Annotated in this window: 15 protein-coding genes; 10 read left to right on the top strand and 5 right to left on the bottom strand. The window is 72.2% G+C overall.

The window, feature by feature from the left end; translation table 11 throughout:
• Positions 1–239 precede the first annotated feature (239 nt).
• Complete coding sequence (locus B7C62_01060) at positions 240–917, top strand: DNA-binding protein (GenBank protein ARF70999.1); 678 nt, start codon at positions 240–242, stop codon at positions 915–917.
• 49 nt (positions 918–966) lie between these two features.
• Here the strand turns inward: B7C62_01060 and B7C62_01055 are convergent, their stop codons facing one another.
• The gene (locus tag B7C62_01055; protein ID ARF70998.1) at positions 967–1851 is read right to left on the bottom strand and encodes a universal stress protein UspA; all 885 of its coding nucleotides are present in this window, start codon (positions 1849–1851) and stop codon (positions 967–969) included.
• 199 nt (positions 1852–2050) lie between these two features.
• Between B7C62_01055 and B7C62_01050 the strand changes: the two genes are divergently transcribed.
• A complete protein-coding gene (locus B7C62_01050) occupies positions 2051–2959 on the top strand; it encodes a universal stress protein UspA (GenBank protein ID ARF70997.1) in 909 nt (302 codons plus the stop codon).
• 100 nt (positions 2960–3059) lie between these two features.
• Here the strand turns inward: B7C62_01050 and B7C62_01045 are convergent, their stop codons facing one another.
• Positions 3060–3407, bottom strand: a complete 348-nt coding sequence (locus B7C62_01045) for a hypothetical protein (GenBank protein ARF70996.1) — start codon at positions 3405–3407, stop codon at positions 3060–3062.
• A gap of 875 nt (positions 3408–4282) precedes the next feature.
• Here B7C62_01045 and B7C62_01040 point away from each other — a divergent pair.
• The gene (locus B7C62_01040; GenBank protein ID ARF70995.1) at positions 4283–5158 is read left to right on the top strand and encodes a universal stress protein; all 876 of its coding nucleotides are present in this window, start codon (positions 4283–4285) and stop codon (positions 5156–5158) included.
• A 277-nt stretch (positions 5159–5435) separates the two neighbouring features.
• On the top strand, positions 5436–7175 hold the full coding sequence (locus B7C62_01035; GenBank protein ID ARF70994.1) for a histidine kinase: 1740 nt from the start codon (positions 5436–5438) through the stop codon (positions 7173–7175).
• Between the two features lie 175 nt (positions 7176–7350).
• On the opposite strand, the gene B7C62_01030 is transcribed toward B7C62_01035, so the two are convergent.
• A complete protein-coding gene (locus B7C62_01030; protein ARF70993.1) occupies positions 7351–8046 on the bottom strand; it encodes a DNA-binding response regulator in 696 nt (231 codons plus the stop codon).
• Positions 8047–8253: 207 nt separating this feature from the next.
• Here B7C62_01030 and B7C62_01025 point away from each other — a divergent pair, with 207 nt between their 5' ends.
• The 6 genes from B7C62_01025 (at position 8254) to B7C62_01000 (ending at position 15053) form a co-directional block, all read left to right on the top strand.
• Positions 8254–9594: a radical SAM protein gene (locus B7C62_01025; GenBank protein ARF70992.1), complete on the top strand. Its 1341-nt coding sequence runs from the start codon at positions 8254–8256 to the stop codon at positions 9592–9594.
• Positions 9595–9870: 276 nt separating this feature from the next.
• Complete coding sequence (locus tag B7C62_01020; GenBank protein ARF70991.1) at positions 9871–10632, top strand: transcriptional regulator; 762 nt, start codon at positions 9871–9873, stop codon at positions 10630–10632.
• Positions 10633–10838: 206 nt separating this feature from the next.
• On the top strand, positions 10839–12212 hold the full coding sequence (locus tag B7C62_01015; GenBank protein ID ARF70990.1) for a sugar ABC transporter substrate-binding protein: 1374 nt from the start codon (positions 10839–10841) through the stop codon (positions 12210–12212).
• Positions 12209–13180, top strand: coding sequence for a sugar ABC transporter permease (locus B7C62_01010; protein ID ARF70989.1), 972 nt, complete (start codon positions 12209–12211; stop codon positions 13178–13180). The genes B7C62_01015 and B7C62_01010 overlap by 4 nt, the downstream gene beginning before the upstream one ends.
• Positions 13177–14067: a sugar ABC transporter permease gene (locus B7C62_01005; GenBank protein ID ARF70988.1), complete on the top strand. Its 891-nt coding sequence runs from the start codon at positions 13177–13179 to the stop codon at positions 14065–14067. Before B7C62_01010 ends, B7C62_01005 begins: the two co-directional genes overlap by 4 nt.
• Positions 14064–15053 (top strand): alcohol dehydrogenase, encoded by a 990-nt coding sequence (locus B7C62_01000; GenBank protein ID ARF70987.1) that lies wholly within the window; start codon positions 14064–14066, stop codon positions 15051–15053. Before B7C62_01005 ends, B7C62_01000 begins: the two co-directional genes overlap by 4 nt.
• A 92-nt stretch (positions 15054–15145) precedes the next feature.
• Here the strand turns inward: B7C62_01000 and B7C62_00995 are convergent, their stop codons facing one another.
• Entirely contained in the window at positions 15146–15604 is a 459-nt protein-coding gene (locus tag B7C62_00995; protein ARF70986.1) for a lysin, read from the bottom strand.
• A 253-nt stretch (positions 15605–15857) separates the two neighbouring features.
• Positions 15858–16904, bottom strand: a complete 1047-nt coding sequence (locus tag B7C62_00990) for an AraC family transcriptional regulator (protein ID ARF70985.1) — start codon at positions 16902–16904, stop codon at positions 15858–15860.
• Between the last annotated feature and the right edge of the window lie 47 nt (positions 16905–16951).

Below are 16951 nucleotides of genomic sequence, written 5' to 3'. Positions count from 1 at the left end.
ACGCGCATGAACATCTCCTTGAGGAGGGGAGGGGCTCGCTCTGCGTAAGGCGAGCCTAACCTAACGGATTTCACCCCTCCAGGTGCTCCCGTCGGGGTGAACTCCGCGAACTCCCGGTGGCCCATGGGGGCGTACGTCCCCGGGCTCCGCGCTGCGCACGGTCACGGCTCTCGTTAGCGTGGGCGTGCAGGGCCTCCGCCCGGCGATGCCCCCGCCCCGACGAGAAGAAGGACCCCACGATGGCCCGACCACCGCATCCGCCGCGAGGCGACATCGGCCGGCGCGTTGCGGCGCGTCGCCTTCAGCTCGGTCTGTCCCGGCAGGACGTGGCTCTACGGGCGGGGGCCGCGCCCGGCTACATCCAGTACGTGGAGGAGCAGGACGCCACCCCCGGCATCGGGTTCCTGCTCCGGCTCGCCGACGCGCTGGAGACCACGGTCCGGGAGCTGACCGGAGGCACCGTCGACCTGCCGAGCGGCCTCGGACGGGCGGCCCGTGAGGCCCGGATGGTCGAACTCGACGACACCGAGTGCTGGGCCCTGCTCGGTGACCACGGGGTGGGGCGGGTGGCCCTGACCCAGGACGACGGGCCCGTCGTCCTGCCGGTGAACTACCAGGTGCTCGACGGCGAGGTCATGTTCAGCACGGGGGAGCGCTCCCCGCTCGCCGGGGCCGCCGACACGGAGATCGCCTTCGAGACCGACCACATCGACGACGCCTTCAGCAAGGGCTGGAGCGTGCTGCTCGTGGGCCCGGTCCGGGTCGTGGAGGACGAGGACACCGCGCGCAGGCTCAGGGAGGCCGCGTACTCGACGCCCTGGGCGGGGGAGGGGCGCGACCACGTCATGATCCTCGCGCCCCGCCGGATCACGGGGCGCCGCATCATCGTGAACGACGCGCCGGGGGACGCCCGCTGAACTGATGACGCCCGCTGAACCGGGGACGCCGGGAAGGGAGCCGGCCGGTTCACTCGAAGGGCACGATCGCGACCGGCGCCGGGCTGTGGTGGATCACGGCGTGCGCCACGTGCCCGAGGTGCGGGCCCACCGGGGAGCGGCGGCTGCGCCGCCCGACGACCAGCAGACCGGCGTTCCGTGACGCGTCGACGAGCTCGGCCGCCGCAGGCCCGGCCACCGCCCTCTCCACCACCCGGACGGCCGGGAACCTGGACCGCCAGTGGCGCAGCGTCCCGGCCAGCCCCTCGGCCGCCCGCTGCCCGAGACCGCTGCCGATGCCGGGGTCCAGGATCGCGGCGTACCCGTACGTCGGAGGCGGGTTCCAGCTGTGGACGACCCGCAGCTCCTCGCCCCTGCGGGCGGCCTCGCCGAAGGCGAAAGCGAGCACGGGGTCGCACGGGTGCTCGATGTCGAGCCCCAGGACGATGCCCGAGCGCGTACCGTCGCCGCCCGCCCCGGCCGGGGCCTGCCGGGTGTCCCGCGGCGAGCGCACGAGCACCACCGGCCGCCGCGCCCGGGCGACGACGGCGAGCGACACCGAGCCGATGAGGAAGCCGACGACACCGCCGAGCCCCCGCGACCCCAGCACGGTCACCTCGGCCTCGTTCGCGGCGGCGGTCAGCTCGCCGGGGGCCCGTCCGCGTGACATCCCGGTGGTCACCTCGAGGCCGGGTCGCTCGCGCCGGGCCCGGTCCGCCGTGCCGCGCAGCAGGGTGTCGAACCGCTCGGCCAGCGATTCGGCGGCGAGCACCGGCACCTCCGCGGTGACCGGCCACTCCTCCACATGGACGAGGTGCAGCGCGACGCCGAGCAGGGTGGCCTCCTCCGCGGCCCACAGCGCCGCCGCGAGGCTCTCGGGGGACTCGTCCATTCCGACGGTGACATGGGGGGTCATGGCCACGGCCTCCTCGGCGCACAGGGCTCCGGTTCCGGAACCACGCGTCCAGCCTCCCCACGACCGCGCCCGCGGGGCGAGGGGCCGAGAGGGCCGGATCGGGACCGAAGGGCCCATGCCGGGGCTCCCCTCCGGTGCGACCGTGGAGGGGTAGTCCCCGGCCACCCCCGAGCCCCCGGCCCACCCCCGAGGAGGAGCCATGACCAGCGACCTTCCCGACCCCGTGGAACTCGGCCCTGTCGTCGTCGGAGTGGACGCGTCCCCGCAGGCACGCGCGGCCGCCCTGTGGGCCGCCGCCGAAGCCGACCTGCGCGGCCGGCCGCTGACCGTCGTCCACGGCACCGACATCGACGGGCGTTCCGTCCTCACGTCGGCCGAGACCATCCAGGCGCTGCGGGACATGGCGCGTGACCTGCTGGACGACACGGCCGACGCCGTACGGGAGAAGTACCCCGACCTGACCGTGACGAAGGAGATCAGCCGCGAGGACGCGGTCACCTCGCTGCACGCGGCGGCCGGTGACCGGGGCACGATCGTCGTGGGCAGCAGAGGGCTCGGCGGTTTCGCCGCACTGACGCTCGGCTCCGTCGGACTGGGCGTGGCCGCGCGGACCGCGGTGCCGGTGACCGTCGTACGGGGGGAGCCCGACCGGCCGCGTACGGGGGTGGTCACGGCGGCCGTGAACAGCACGTCCGATCTCGACTGGCTGCTGATCGCCGCCGCGGAGGCGCGGGTCCACCAGGCGTCGCTGCGGCTGCTGAGCGTCACCAACGTGCTGGCCTACGTCGGCAGGTTCACCACCATGCTCGACACCGTCGGGGAGATCACCGAGGAGAAGGTGCACGAGACGGCCGCCGTGGCCGACCGGATACGGAAGCTGTACCCCGACCTCACCGTCACCCACGACGTCGAGACGGGCACCAGCGTCCCGGGCATCCTCGTCGAGGCCACGGCCCTGACCGACCTGCTGGTCATGGGCACCAGGAACCGGGTGCTCGGGTCCGGGGCCGCGCTGGGGCGGGTCACGCACGCGCTGCTGCACCACGGGCACTGCCCGGTCCAGATCATTCCCCCGGGGTACGCGGCGACGGCTGACGGCGACAGCTGAACGAGCCTTCCGCTTGATCCGGCGCGAACGAGCCTTCCGCGCGCGAACGAGCCTTCCGCCTGATCCGGCCGCTCGGCCTGACCGGTCATTCACGGACCCGTCACTCCACGGTCAGGACCTCCGCGACCGGCCGCCGGGGCGTGGCCACTCCCCGGGGCCCGTAGCCGAACCGGAACACCATGTGGACGAAGCCGGTCAGGGAACCGGGCTCACGGGTCAGCGAGCGGAGTTCGGGCCATTCGAGGGGCTGCGACATCAGCGAGGTCGACAGACCGTCGAGGGTGGCCTGAAGGAGGACGCGCTCCAGGGCCTGCCCCGCCCGCAGCCAGTCGGCCGGGGCGTCGTCCATCGTGCCGAGCAGCGCGATCTGCGGGTTCTCCTCGAAGGTGGCGACGGCCCGGCCCGGCAGGTCGCGCGGTGCGTCGAAGTCCCGGGCGGGGGCGGTCACCCCGTACTGCCGGGGGCCGAAGGCGTACGACGGGATGCCTTCGGTGGCGGGCCCCTCACCGGCCCGGCCCGTACGGGTCCAGGAGGCGATCTCCTCGCGCAGCGCGGCATCCGCCGACTCGAACAGCTCGGCGTCCCGCACCAGGTCCAGGACGGCGTCCGAGTGCCAGGACCCCGGCAGGATCAGCCTGCACCCCTCCAGGAGGGCGGCGCCGCGGAGCCCGTCGAGGATCTCCCCTGGAATCCGCTCGTCGGAGAAGGGGAACCGGCTGGTGTGCCGCTGCCGCAGGGCGGGGTACAGGTCCGTCGGGCCCGCGTCGGGCCCCGGGGCCGCGGAGCTTGCGTCGGACCCGGGGTCCGCCGGGCCGGGCTCCCGGAGCACGACATCGGCCAGGTGCCAGGGGTCGCGGGCATCGGGGAGCAGCTCCGTGGCGGTGCCCCAGCCGTGGTGGGCGGCGGACACCCGCAGGTTGAACAGGGCAGCACCGCACCCCAGGTGCAGCCCGCGCCCGTCCGGATCACCGGTCGGCAGGGTACGGGACGGGTCGCCGTACAGGGCGAGCGAACGGGTGCCCGCGCGGTGGACGAACCTCCAGGGCTGGGCGTTGTGCATGGACGGTGCCGTGACGGCGTCCTCGACCAGCGACGTCACGGTCTCCACGAGATGGTCTGTGGTGGGCATGGCTTCCTCCCGGCGCTCTCCCTCCCTCCCCACCTTCCGCCCCGGACGCCGGACGCAGGAGGGGCCGAACGGCCCTCCGGCCGGACCGACCGGGGCCCCTTTCCGTCCCCGGCGGGCCCTCTGCGCCGCGCCCCCGCCGGTGCCACCCTGGAGGGACCACCCCCGACGGGCGCCCCGCCCGGCAGGAGGACCCCATGAGCGGTACGGCGGCACGGCGGGAGCAGCAGATCGTGGTCGGGGTCGACCCCCGCGAGGACTGGCACCCGGCGGTCGGCTGGGCAGCGGACGAGGCCCACCGCCGCGGGCTCGGGCTGCGGCTCGTCGTCACCGTCCCGCCGCTCCACGACCCCCGCCGCCCCGGGGACGCGCCACGCCACTGGGAGGCCGAGGAGACCGGCGTACAGGCTCTCGCGGCGGCCGACGCCTGGGCCCGGGAGCGGCGGCCGGACACCGGGACCACCGCGTCCCTCCTCGAAGGGCTCCCGGCGCCCGTACTGGCGGGCCTGACCCGTGAGGCCCGGATGGTGGTCCTCGGCTCCCGGCACCTGAACCGGGCCCAGGAGATCCTCAGCGCCAACTCGGTGGTCGTCCCGGTCAGCGCCCAGGCGCGCTGCCCCGTGGTCGTCGTGGGCGGCACCGGGCAGGAGGCCGGGCAGCCGCCGTACCTCGTGGTGGGCGTCGACGGCAGCGAGGCGTCGAAGGCGGCTCTCGCGTTCGCCTTCGAGGAGGCCGCCCTCCGGGGCTGCGCCCTGCGGGCCGTCGCCGTGTGGCAGCCGCCGGTGTTCTCGTTCCGCGACGGCGACACCCTGCTCGACGCCGAGCGCCGGCTGCTGGCGGAGAGCGTCGCCGGGTGGGCCGGGACGTACCCCGGCGTCCGGCTGAGCCACGAGGTGGTGACCGGGTCCCCGGTCGAGGCGCTGGCGGACGCCGCCGAGCACGCGGTGGCCGTCGTGGTGGGGCGCAGGGGCCAGGGCGGCTACACCGGTATGCGCCTCGGCTCGGTCGTCCACGGGCTGCTGCACCGGGCCCGCTGCCCGGTGATCACGGTCCCGCTGGAGGCGGAGCCGTAACACCCGGGCGGTGGCGTGGCGTAGTGCCCGGGCTGTGGGGGCCACGCGGCCGGACGGTGTGGCGTGGCTGTCATGCTCCCGCACGGTGGGGCCGCGCGCCCGGCCGACGGGGCGCGCACATGATGTTCCGGCGGTGCGCACCCGTGATCGCCCGTGGCTCGGCACTCGACATGAGCCCGTACGGCACGGCGGTTACGTTGGGAAGTGCGGGCGCACGCCGTCCGCCCCCGGGACGGGACGCACGCTGTCCGCCCCCTCGACGCCGTCGGAGGTAGCCATGGGCGGGGATGGCCGTGAGACCCCACGGGCCAGGCTCCCGCGCCTGCGGCTCGACGAGCTGCTCGACGAGCTCCAGGGCCGCATCGACGAGGCCCGGGGAACCCGCGACCGGCTGAACGGCCTGCTGGAGGCCGTCATGTCGGTGGGCCGGGAGCTCGCGCTGCCGCAGGTGCTCCGGGGGATCGTCGAGGCGGCGGTCGTCCTCGTGGACGCTGAGTACGGGGCGCTGGGCGTGATCGGGGACGACCAGAAGCTCGCCGAGTTCCTCCCCATCGGGATCAGCGACGACGTACGGGAACGGATCGGCGACCTCCCCTCCGGCCACGGCCTCCTCGGCGAGCTGATCCGGCACCCGGAACCCCTGCGCCTCAGCGAGCTGTCCGAGCACGCCACCTCGTACGGGTTCCCGCCCCATCACCCGCCGATGCACTCGTTCCTCGGCGTGCCCATCAGGGTCCGCGACGACGTCTTCGGCAACCTCTACCTGACCGAGAAGCGCGGCGGCGCCGACTTCGACGCGGAGGACGAGGCCGTCGTCTCCACCCTGGCGGTCGCGGCAGGCATCGCCATCGAGAACGCCCGCCTCTACGAGGAGGGGCGGCTGCGGCAGCGGTGGCTCGCCGCGAGCTCCGACCTCACCAGCGCGCTGCTCTCCGGCTCGGCGGAGCCGGAGGTCCTGGAGGGAATGCTGGCCCGGGCGGTGGACATCGCCGGTGCCGACCTGGGCGTCTTCCACCTCGTGGAGCCGGACGGCGAGCTGAGCGGTTCCCTCGCCCACGGGGAGGGGGCCGAGGCCCATCGCGGGATGGCGCTGCCGTCCACCCGGGGCACCCTCGCCGGTGTCACGCTCGCCGTGGACGGCCTGGTCACGGTCGCCGACGTCGGGAACGATCCGCGCATCACCGTGCGCCCCGAGCGCTGGGAGGGGTTCGGCCCCGCCGTGGCCGTCATCGTGGGCACCAAGGAGAAGCTCAGCGGGGTCCTGATCCTCGCCCGCCTCCGGGGCGGCCCGCTGTTCGCGGGTCCGGAGATCGCCGCCCTGCCGGGCTTCGCCGGTCAGGCCGCGCTGGCGCTCGAACTGGCCGAGCGCCGCCGCGCCGCCGAGCAGGTGAGCCTGCTCGAGGACCGCGACCGGATCGCCCGTGACCTGCACGATCTCGCGATCCAGCGGCTGTTCGCCACGGGGATGACACTCCAGAGCGCCCGCCGGTTCGTCGAGCATCCGGAGGCGGCCGAGCGGCTGGGCCGCGCGATCGACGACCTCGACTCCACCATCAAGATCATCCGGTCCACCATCTTCGGCCTCCGGGAGCACGAGCCCGCCGGTGACGCCCCGGGGCTCAGGACCAGGGTCGTCCGGGCGGTGGACACGGCCGCCTCCGCCCTCGGGTTCCCGCCCGCCCTGCGGATGGAGGGGCTCATCGACACGGACGTGCCCCAGGACGTGGCCGACCAGGTGATCGCGGTGGTCGTGGAGGCCCTCAGCAACATCACCCGGCACGCGGAGGCGGAGGAGGCGGAGGTGTCGGTGGTCGCCGACGACGGCTTCCTGACGGTCACCGCGGCCGACGACGGCGTCGGCCTCCCCGAGGGTGCCCGGGGCAGCGGCCTGCGGAACCTGGCCGAACGGGCCGAGCGGCTCGGCGGCACCCTCACCGTGGGCGCCCGCCCGGCCCCGGGAAGCGGCACCGTGCTGGAGTGGCGGGTCCCGCTGCCCGCGGGGCACGGATGCGCGTGACGTACGGTCCCGCGCCCTCACTCCAACGGCGTACGGCCTGCCGGCGGCGTACGGCTTCCCAGCGGGGTACGGCCCCCGGCGACGTACGGCTTCCGCCTGCCGACGGCGTACGGACTCCCGCCCGGAAGGCGCCCTCACTCCGACGGTGTACGGCCCTTCCGCCCCGCCCCGGCGCTCACTTCCCCTGCTGCTGCCCGTGCTCCCGTACCTCCGTCGCGATGACGGCCGCCTGCACCCGGCGCTCCACCCCCAGCTTCCCGAGCAGCCGGGAGATGTGGTTCTTGACGGTCTTCTCGGAGAGGTAGAGCCGCTCGGCGATCTGCCGGTTGGTCAGGCCCTCGCCGATGAGGTCGAGCACCGAACGCTCCCGCTCGGAGAGGACCGACAGCCTCTCGTCCTCCACCGGCCCGGCGGGCTCGGGTGTGCGCAGGGTGCGCATCAGCCGGGCCGTGGTCGCGGGGTCGAGCATCGACTGGCCCGTCGCCACGGTCCGTACGGCCGACACCAGGTCCGAGCCGTTGATCTGCTTCAGTACGTACCCGGCCGCCCCCGCCATGATCGCGTCGAGCAGGGCGTCCTCGTCGTCGAAGGACGTCAGCATCAGACAGGCCAGCCCCGGCATCCGCGAGCGCAGCTCCCGGCAGACCGTGATGCCGTCCCCGTCGGGCAGCCGGACATCGAGCACCGCGACATCGGGCCGCAGCGCGGGGCCCCGGGCCAGCGCCTGGGCGGCCGTGGCCGCCTCCCCGACGACCTCCAGGCCGGGCTCGGCCCCCAGGAGGTCGTGCAGCCCACGGCGTACGACCTCGTGGTCGTCCAGCAGGAAGACCCGGATCGGCGCCCCGGACGCTGCGGTCGGTGTGCCGGACATGTGCGGCCCCAGGTGGTCGGTCGACTTCTCGCCCCCGCCCTGCTCGCATTGTCCCAGGCAGGGCGCCGGACCACCCCCGGAATCCGTTTCCCGCTGGTCAGTGCGGGTGGCCGAAGGCGTTGGCGTAGGCTTGCGAACCTGACTGGACAGACCTGCCCACCCGTGCGTGCGCAGTCGCGGGTGGGGTGACAACGGAGGTTCGCGTACATGCCGAGCAGCAGTCGTACGGCACTGGTCGAGGACCTGATGGGGCGTTTCCCCGAGGTGCCCCGGGAAGCCGTCATCAAGGAAGACCTGCTGCGCGGCGGCATGGCCTTCGACGAGTCCGCGCTCAGCGGATCGGTCGGCGGCGCCACGGGTGACGTGAAGCCGAAGTCGTACTTCATCTTCTCCTTCGACCACCGCACGCTGCCCGAGCTCGGCGCCGCCGCGCTCAACCGGCCGCCCGAGGAGGTCGTGCTGACCGGCGGCCCCTACGGGCTGCGCCGCACCGTCGTGTCGGTGCGGGTCAACCCCGACTCCCCGTACGTCGTGCGGGGCGGCGAGGACGGGACGCTCGGCCTCTACCTGGACGGGGCGCGGATCGCGGACGTCGGGCTGCCGCCGATGCCGGAGTACTACCGCCACCAGCTCTCCAACGGGAAGTCCGTGATGGAGGTCGCCCCGACCATCCAGTGGGGCTACCTCATCTATCTGACGGTCTTCCGGGTGTGCCAGTACTTCGGCGCCAAGGAGGAGTGCCAGTTCTGCGACATCAACCACAACTGGCGCCAGCACAAGGCGGCCGGCCGCCCCTACACCGGGGTCAAGCCGGTGGAAGAAGTGCTGGAGGCCCTGGAGATCATCGACCGGTACGACACCGCGGGCGTCTCCCGCGCCTACACCCTGACCGGCGGCTCGATCACCTCCCAGGTCGCCGGACGCGACGAGGCCGACTTCTACGGGCACTACGCCAAGGCCATCGAGGAGCGCTTCCCCGGCCGTTGGACCGGCAAGGTGGTCGCCCAGGCGCTGCCCCGCGAGGACGTGCAGCGCTTCCACGACTACGGCATCCGCATCTACCACCCCAACTTCGAGGTGTGGGACCGGCGGCTGTTCCAGCTGCACTGCCCGGGCAAGGAGCGGTACGTCGGCCGGGACGAGTGGCACCGCCGCATCCTGGAGTCCGCCGAGGTGTTCGGGCCGCGCAACGTCATCCCCAACTTCGTCGCGGGCATCGAGATGGCGGAGCCCTTCGGCTTCACCAAGGTCAGCGAGGCCATCGACTCGACCACCGAGGGGCTGCGGTTCTTCATGGCGAACGGGGTCGTGCCGCGCTTCACGACCTGGTGCCCGGAGCCCACCACCCCGCTCGGCAAGGCGAACCCGCTCGGTGCGCCCCTGGAGTACCACATCCGCCTGCTCCAGGCGTACCGGGCGACGCTGGAGGAGTTCGGCCTCAACTCCCCGCCCGGCTACGGCCCCGCGGGACCCGGCCGCGCCGTGTTCTCGGTCAGCTCCTTCATGGACAGCCTCGAAGGACTGGAGGAGCCCGAGCCCGCCGTCTGAGGCCCTGGGCCTCGGGGGAACGGGCACCCGTTCCCCCGATCGGGCGCGAAACGGGCGCCATACCCCTGCCGAGCGGGCGGGGGGAGCGCCCGGAAAGCCCACCGGTACGGCGGTGACCAGCGGTTTTCCGTCGGGGGAAACGGGCACGAACGGGCAGAGGGAACCCCGCGGAGAGCCTGGTCGACCGGTCGGCCCTGCTTGTACAAACGACACAGCGGCCCGAACGGACCGGCCGCCGCCCGAACAGTGCCACCGCAACAACCAGGGATGTGTGTCGTGGACACCGACGAACGCCGCAGGGGAATTCTCGACACCGCCCGCCGGGACGGAGCGGTCGAGGTGAACGCCCTCGCCGCGCTGTTCGAGGTGGCCAAGGAGACCGTGCGCCGCGATCTCCACGTACTGGAGGAGCACGGTCTCGTCCGCCGCACCCACGGTGGCGCCTACCCGGTCGAGTCGGCGGGGTTCGAGACCACGCTCGCGGTCCGCACCACCCGCAACGTCCCGCAGAAGTCCCGGATCGCGGCGGCCGCCGCCGACCTCCTCGGCGACGCCGAGACCGTCTTCGTCGACGAGGGCTTCACCCCCCAGCTCGTCGCCGAGGCGCTGCCCCGGGACCGGCCGCTGACCGTGGTCACCGCGTCCCTGGCCGTCGCCACCGTCCTCGCGGACGCCGAGAAGCTCTCGGTGCTGCTCCTCGGCGGCCGGGTGCGCGGCTCCACGATGGCCACCGTCGACCACTGGGCCTCCAAGATGCTCGCGGGCTTCGTCATCGACCTGGCGTACGTCGGTGCCAACGGCATCTCCCGCGAGTACGGCCTCACCACCCCCGACCCGGCCGTCAGCGAGGTCAAGGCCCAGGCCATGCGGAGCTCCCGGCGCCGCGTGTTCGTCGGCATCCACTCCAAGTTCGGCGCGGTCAGCTTCTGCCGGTTCGCCGGTGTCGGCGACTTCGAAGCGATCGTCACCGACGCCGGGCTCTCCTCCGCCGAGGCCCAGCGCTACTCCCTCCTGGGCCCCCAGGTCATCCGCGTCTGACCCGACCTCCCGCGCCCCCGCTCCCGTACCGGCCGCGCACCCCCCCCCTTAACCACCGCGCCCCGCCCCCCCGTCGGGGCGCGGTCCGCCCTGCCCCCGTACACCCCCGCACGCCCCCCCAGGACCACCCGGCACCCTCTCGCCACCCCTCGTACCGTCCCCGCCCGACCCGATCACCGAGCCGCTACGACTGATCAGGAGTCCCCATGCGCCACCACCCCCGCCGACGGCACGGACCACGCCGCCTGCTGCCCCGCACGGCCGCCACCGTCGTGGCACTCGCCCTCCTCGCCACCGGCTGCGCCGGAGCGGGCGGGACCTCCTTCGGGGGCGGTGACGCCCTCAATGTCCTGATGGTGAACAACCCGCAGATGGTCGAGCTCCAGAAACTGACCAAGCGTCACTTCACCGAGGAGACCGGCATCACCGTCCACTTCACGGTGCTGCCCGAAAACGACGTCCGCGACAAGATCAGCCAGGACTACTCCAACCAGGCCGGTCAGTACGACATCGCCACCATCTCCAACTTCGAGCTGCCGTTCTTCGCCGAGAACGGCTGGCTGCGCCCGCTGGACGGCTACGTGGACGCCGACCCGGACTTCGACCAGCAGGACATCCTCCCGCCGCTGCGCGCGTCGCTGACCCACAAGGACGGCAAGCTCTACGCCCAGCCCTTCTACGGCGAGTCCTCCTTCCTGATGTACCGCAAGGACGTCTTCGAGAAGGAAGGGCTCACCATGCCCGCCAAGCCCACCTGGCAGGAGGTCGCCCGGCTCGCCGCCGCGGCCGACGGATCGCAGCGCGGGATGAAGGGCATCTGCCTGCGCGGGCTCCCCGGCTGGGGCGAGGTCATCGCCCCGCTCACCACCGTCGTCAACACCATGGGCGGCACCTGGTTCACCGAGGACTGGCAACCGCGGCTGACCGCACCGGAGTTCAAGAAGGCCACTCAGTTCTACGTCGACCTCGTGCGCAAGCACGGACAGCTCGGCGCCCCGCAGTCCGGGTACGCCGAGTGCCTCAACAACATGACCCAGGGCAAGACCGCCATGTGGTACGACGCCACCGCCGGCGCCGGATCGCTGGAGGCCGAGGGCTCCCCGGTGAAGGGGAAGATCGGCTACGTGCCGGCCCCCGTCGAGCGGACCGACAGCTCCGGCTGGCTCTACACCTGGGCCTGGGGCATGCAGAACGCCTCCAAGAAGGCCGACGACGCCTGGAAGTTCATCTCCTGGGCCTCCAGCAAGGAGTACGAGGAGCTCGTCGGCGCCACCAGCGGCTGGTCCAACGTCCCGGCGGGCAAACGCGCGTCCACCTACGACCACCCCGACTACCGCAAGGAAGCAGGGGCGTTCGCCGACGTGACCCGGCAGGCGATCTCCGAGGCCGACCCCGACAACCCCGGCACCCAGCCGCGCCCCACGGCGGGCATCCAGTTCGTCGGTGTACCGGAGTTCACCGACCTCGGCACCAAGGTCGCGCAGGAGATCAGCGCCGCCATCGCGGGCCGCCAGTCGGTGGACGCCGCACTCGCCACCTCCCAGAAGCTGGCCGAGAAGGTCGCGGAGGAGTACCGATGACCACGACCACCGCCGTGCGGCCGACACCGCCCCGCCCACCGGCCGCCGCGCCCGGCAAGCGCCCCACGGGCAGCAGAGCCAGGGCGTGGGCGACCCGCGCACCGCTCCTGCCCGCACTCGTCTTCCTCATCGTGGTCACCCAACTGCCCTTCGTGGCCACCCTGGTGATCTCCTTCTTCGACTGGAACTCGCTCAAGCCGGACCAGCGCCACTTCACCGGCTTCGCCAACTACGGCTCCGTCTTCACCGACCCCGCCCTGCGCGAATCGGTCCTCACCACCGTCCTGCTCACCGCGACGGTCGTGATCGTCAGCGTCGTCCTCGGCCTCCTCTTCGCCCTGCTCCTGGACCGCGCCTTCTTCGGCCGGGGCTTCGTCCGCACCCTCCTCATCACCCCGTTCCTGATCGTGCCGATCTCGGCCGCGCTGCTGTGGAAACACGCGCTCTACAACCCCGAATACGGACTGTTCAACGGGGCGTTGACCTGGTTCGGGAACCTCTTCGGCATCGAGTCCGTCGCCCAGCCGGAGTGGACCTCCGAGATGCCCCTGATGGCGGTGGCCGCCGCCCTGGTCTGGCAGTGGACGCCGTTCATGATGCTGATCCTGCTGGCGGGGCTCCAGAGCCGCCCCGCCGAGACGTTGGAGGCCGCCCGGCTCGACGGCGCGGGCCCCTGGCAGATGTTCCGCTTCCTGACCCTGCCCCATCTGCGCCGCTACCTCGAACTCGGCGTCCTGCTGGGCTCGGTGTACATCGTGCAGAACTTCGACGCCGTGTTCACCATCACCGCGGGCGGCCTCGGCACCGCCAACCTCCCGTACACCGTCTACGAGACCTTCTACCGGGCCCATGAGTACGGACTGGCGTCCGCCGTGGGCGTGGTCGTGGTGATCGGCACCGTGATCATCGCGACCTTCGCGCTCCGGGTGGTCTCCTCCCTCTTCCGCGAGGAGGCGAGCCGCGCATGAGCGCCTCGACCGCAGCACCGACCCGCACCCGCGCCACCACGAGGGCCACCGCGCCGACGGCCCGGGCCCGCAGGCGCTCCACCGCCCTCGGCCTGGCCGCCTGGGCCGTGGGCCTCGTGTTCTGCCTGCCCGCCCTGTGGATGGTGCTGACCTCCTTCCACTCGGAGGCCGACGCGGCGACCAACCCGCCCTCCCTGGCGGCCGCGCTGACACTCGACGGCTACCGGACGTTCTTCGGCGGCGGAGGCGGGCCGACCCCCTGGCCCCCGCTGGTCAACTCCCTGATGGCGTCGGTGTTCTCCACGCTGCTGGTGCTCCTGCTGGCGCTTCCGGCCGCGTACGCGCTCTCCATCCGCCGGGTGCGCAAGTGGACCGACGTGATGTTCTTCTTCCTCTCCACCAAGATGCTGCCGGTGGTCGCCGGACTGCTGCCGATCTATCTCTTCGCGAAGAACACCGGGCTCCTGGACAACATCTGGCTTCTCGTTCTCCTCTACACCTCGATGAACCTGCCGATCGCGGTGTGGATGATGCAGTCCTTCCTCGCCGACGTGCCCGTCTCCATCATCGAGGCCGCCCAGGTCGACGGGGCCCGCCTGCCCACCGTGCTGGGCCGGGTCGTCGCCCCGGTCGCCGCCCCCGGCATCGCCGCCACGGCCCTGATCTGCTTCATCTTCAGCTGGAACGAGCTGCTGTTCGCCCGGGTGCTGACCGGTGTCGTCGCCGGGACCGCACCCGTCCATCTGACCACCTTCGTCACCAGCCAGGGCCTCTTCCTCGCCCAGCTGTGCGCCGCGTCCGTGGTCGTGTCCCTGCCGGTGCTCATCGCCGGCTACGCCGCCCAGGACAAACTCGTCCAGGGCCTTTCCTTGGGAGCAGTCAAATGAGGGCAGCCATCGTCGAGGCCCCCGGCAAGGTCTCGGTCACCACGGTCGACGACCCCACGCCCGGCCGCCGTGACGTGGTCGTGAAGGTGGCGTCCTGCGGGCTCTGCGGCACCGATCTCCACATTCTCCAGGGGGAGTTCGCCCCCACCCTGCCGATCGTGCCCGGCCATGAGTTCGCCGGGGAGATCGTCGCCGTCGGCACCGACGTCACCGAACTGGCCGTCGGGGACAAGGTGGCCGTCGACCCCTCGCTCCACTGCCACGAGTGCCGCTACTGCCGCTCCGGCCGCGGCAACCTCTGCGACAACTGGGCCGCCATCGGCGTCACCGTCCCCGGGGGCGCCGCCGAGTTCGCCGTCGCCCCGGTCGCCAACTGCGTCAAGCTGCCCGACCACATCGACGTCACCGACGCGGCCCTCATCGAGCCGCTCTCCTGCGCGGTGCGCGGGTACGACGTCCTGAAGGGCAACCTGGGCGCCGAGGTGCTGATCTACGGCTCCGGCACGATGGGCCTGATGATGCTGGAGCTGGCCAAGCGCACGGGCGCCGCGTCGGTGGAGGTCCTGGACGTCAACCCGCAGCGGCTGGAGACGGCGACGCTCCTGGGCTGCACGGGGGCGGCGGCCCGCGCCGAGGAGCTCGACCGGCCGGGCGGCTGGGACGTGGTCATCGACGCCACCGGCAACGCGGCGGCGATCCAGGACGGCCTGGGCCGGGTCGCCAAGGGCGGCACGTTCCTCCAGTTCGGAGTGGCCGACTACGCCACGACCGCCGTCATCGAGCCGTACCGGATCTACAACCAGGAGATCACCATCACCGGCTCGATGGCGGTCCTGCACAGCTACGAGCGGGCCGCCGCGCTCTTCGCGAGCGGGGTGCTGGACCCGGCCGTCTTCATCAGCGACCGGCTGCCGCTGGAGCGGTACCCGGAGGCGATCGACCAGTTCAAGGCGGGGGTGGGGCGGAAGATCGTGGTGCAGCCGTAGCCGGAGCGCGGCCGAGCGGCGAGCCGGTGAGGGCTCGCCGCTCGGCGGTCGGCGAGGGGGATCGGCTCCGCGCTACGGAGCGATCACTCGGCTCAGCAGAAGCTGGCGAGGTTGTTGCCGTACCTCTTGAACGCGGCCTGGGTGCCGGGACCGGCGATTCCGTCGATCGCACCGGTGTAGTCGTAGGACCGGAGCAGACGCTGCAGCGCCGAGATCGTACCGGGCCCGACCACCCCGTCGATGGCGCCGGTGTAGCCCTTGTTGGACGCCAGACGCCTCTGCATGGCCTTCCAGCTGTTGGTGCCCAGCTGTCCGTCGAGGGCTCCTGTGTAGTTCCAGTACTTCTTGAGGAAGCACTGCACGTTCCGGGCCTGCGTGGTGTTCAGACCGAGGTTGACCACCGCGAAGGGGGCGACCTCGGCACTTACGGAGGTCTTCTCGGACGGAGCGGGTGCCGCGGAGGCGGTCCCCGCGGTCGCCAGCCCCCCGGCGGCGATACCGACGGCGGTGGTGACACTGACGAGCGTCTTGACCAAGACGTTCGATCGCATGCTGTTCCCTCTCGGGTCATGGCGCGGCGGCCCGGACGGCCGACGCGCTGAATGGCAAAGGCGATGCGTGTCGTGCACAGGGCAGTTCCCCCCGCCCTGTGGGCGCCCGGTCGTCGTTCGTTCCCCGGCGCCCACAAGAACTCTGACCGATCGGCGGCGAACTGTCCTTGACCATCAGTGCCAGGCTGTTGACCCGGAGCGACATCCTTCCGGCAGCCCGGCAGCCCGGCAGCCCGGCAGGCATACACGGGTCCTACACCGGTATCGGGTCGCGGCCGGTGGCGGGCGGCAGGACGAGGGCCCGGAGCTCCGTGTCCAGCTGCTGCCGGTGCTCCAGCTCCCGGTACTCGCGCGGGGCCATACCGTACGCGGCGGAGAAGGACCGGCTGAAGTGCGCTGCGCTGGCGAAGCCGCAGCGCTGGGCGATCGTCTGGACGGACGTGGTGTACAGCGCCGGGTCGGCCAGGCGGCGGCGGGCCTCCGCCAGGCGCAGGCCGCGGATGTAGGCCGCCGCGGTGATCCTCTCGGCCTCGAACAGGCGGTGCAGCTGCCGCGGGGAGATGAAGTGGGCGGCGGCCACGGTCCGCGGGGTCAGCCCCGGATCGTGGTAATGCTGGTGGATATAGGAGCGGATGAGCAGGAATTTGTTTCTTCGCCTGGTTTCCGTACTGAGCGACTCCTCCGCGTCCAGTTCGCGGGACACGATTCCGGTGACGAGATCGAGCAGCATCTGCTTGAGTCGTGGCATATCGGACGGCTGGTGCGCGGAGTTCCTGGAGACGAGATGCGACAGGAAATGGGAGAGAACCGCCCCGAACCCCTCCTGTCCCGAAATGCGTCGGCCGAGCATCCGGCCGATGGCTCTTTCGGTGGCGAGGGGAAAGTTGGTTCGGGGGATCTCGACGCCGATTCCCACGGCCAGTTCGTTCTCCTCGACCTCGACATCACAGGGCTGCGAGGTGTCCAGGATGTACAGGTCACTGACCAGGGAGAAGTGCCTCAGGCCCTGGTGATCCACCCTGAGCCGTCCGCTTCCCGGCAGCACGAGCGTGAGGTGGTAGAACCCGGGATCGCCCCGGCGGATCAGTTCCGGTGTCCGGCGGTAGCGTGACGCCTGCATGGCCACCGGCCAGAGCAGCACGTCGTCCAGGGTCAACAGACGTGTATGGGCCCAGAAGTCGGAAGAGTGCTGGCTGCTGATGTGCATCGGCGGCATCATCGCCGTCATGGCTTCCCGCCACAGGTCGAATCTGCTGTCCGGTGCCACGTCGTCTGTTCGGAGAACCGTTTCGGGGAGCACTTCTCTCCTTCACCGCAGTTCCTCGGGCGCAGGGGCTGATTCTGCCC

The sequence above is a fragment of the Kitasatospora albolonga genome, assembly GCA_002082585.1.
Classification (GTDB): domain Bacteria; phylum Actinomycetota; class Actinomycetes; order Streptomycetales; family Streptomycetaceae; genus Streptomyces; species Streptomyces stephensoniae.
Note: the sequence above shows the minus strand (reverse complement) of the source record. Positions and strands in the feature narration are given on the sequence as shown.

Coding starts and splice junctions, on each gene's coding strand:
- B7C62_01060 (ARF70999.1), top strand. CDS start 240: ATGGCCCGACCACCGCATCCGCCGCGAGGCGACATCGGCCGGCGCGTT.
- B7C62_01025 (ARF70992.1), top strand. CDS start 8,254: ATGCCGAGCAGCAGTCGTACGGCACTGGTCGAGGACCTGATGGGGCGT.
- B7C62_01035 (ARF70994.1), top strand. CDS start 5,436: ATGGGCGGGGATGGCCGTGAGACCCCACGGGCCAGGCTCCCGCGCCTG.
- B7C62_01040 (ARF70995.1), top strand. CDS start 4,283: ATGAGCGGTACGGCGGCACGGCGGGAGCAGCAGATCGTGGTCGGGGTC.
- B7C62_01000 (ARF70987.1), top strand. CDS start 14,064: ATGAGGGCAGCCATCGTCGAGGCCCCCGGCAAGGTCTCGGTCACCACG.
- B7C62_01010 (ARF70989.1), top strand. CDS start 12,209: ATGACCACGACCACCGCCGTGCGGCCGACACCGCCCCGCCCACCGGCC.
- B7C62_01015 (ARF70990.1), top strand. CDS start 10,839: ATGCGCCACCACCCCCGCCGACGGCACGGACCACGCCGCCTGCTGCCC.
- B7C62_01030 (ARF70993.1), bottom strand. CDS start 8,046: ATGTCCGGCACACCGACCGCAGCGTCCGGGGCGCCGATCCGGGTCTTC.
- B7C62_01055 (ARF70998.1), bottom strand. CDS start 1,851: ATGACCCCCCATGTCACCGTCGGAATGGACGAGTCCCCCGAGAGCCTC.
- B7C62_01050 (ARF70997.1), top strand. CDS start 2,051: ATGACCAGCGACCTTCCCGACCCCGTGGAACTCGGCCCTGTCGTCGTC.
- B7C62_01005 (ARF70988.1), top strand. CDS start 13,177: ATGAGCGCCTCGACCGCAGCACCGACCCGCACCCGCGCCACCACGAGG.
- B7C62_00995 (ARF70986.1), bottom strand. CDS start 15,604: ATGCGATCGAACGTCTTGGTCAAGACGCTCGTCAGTGTCACCACCGCC.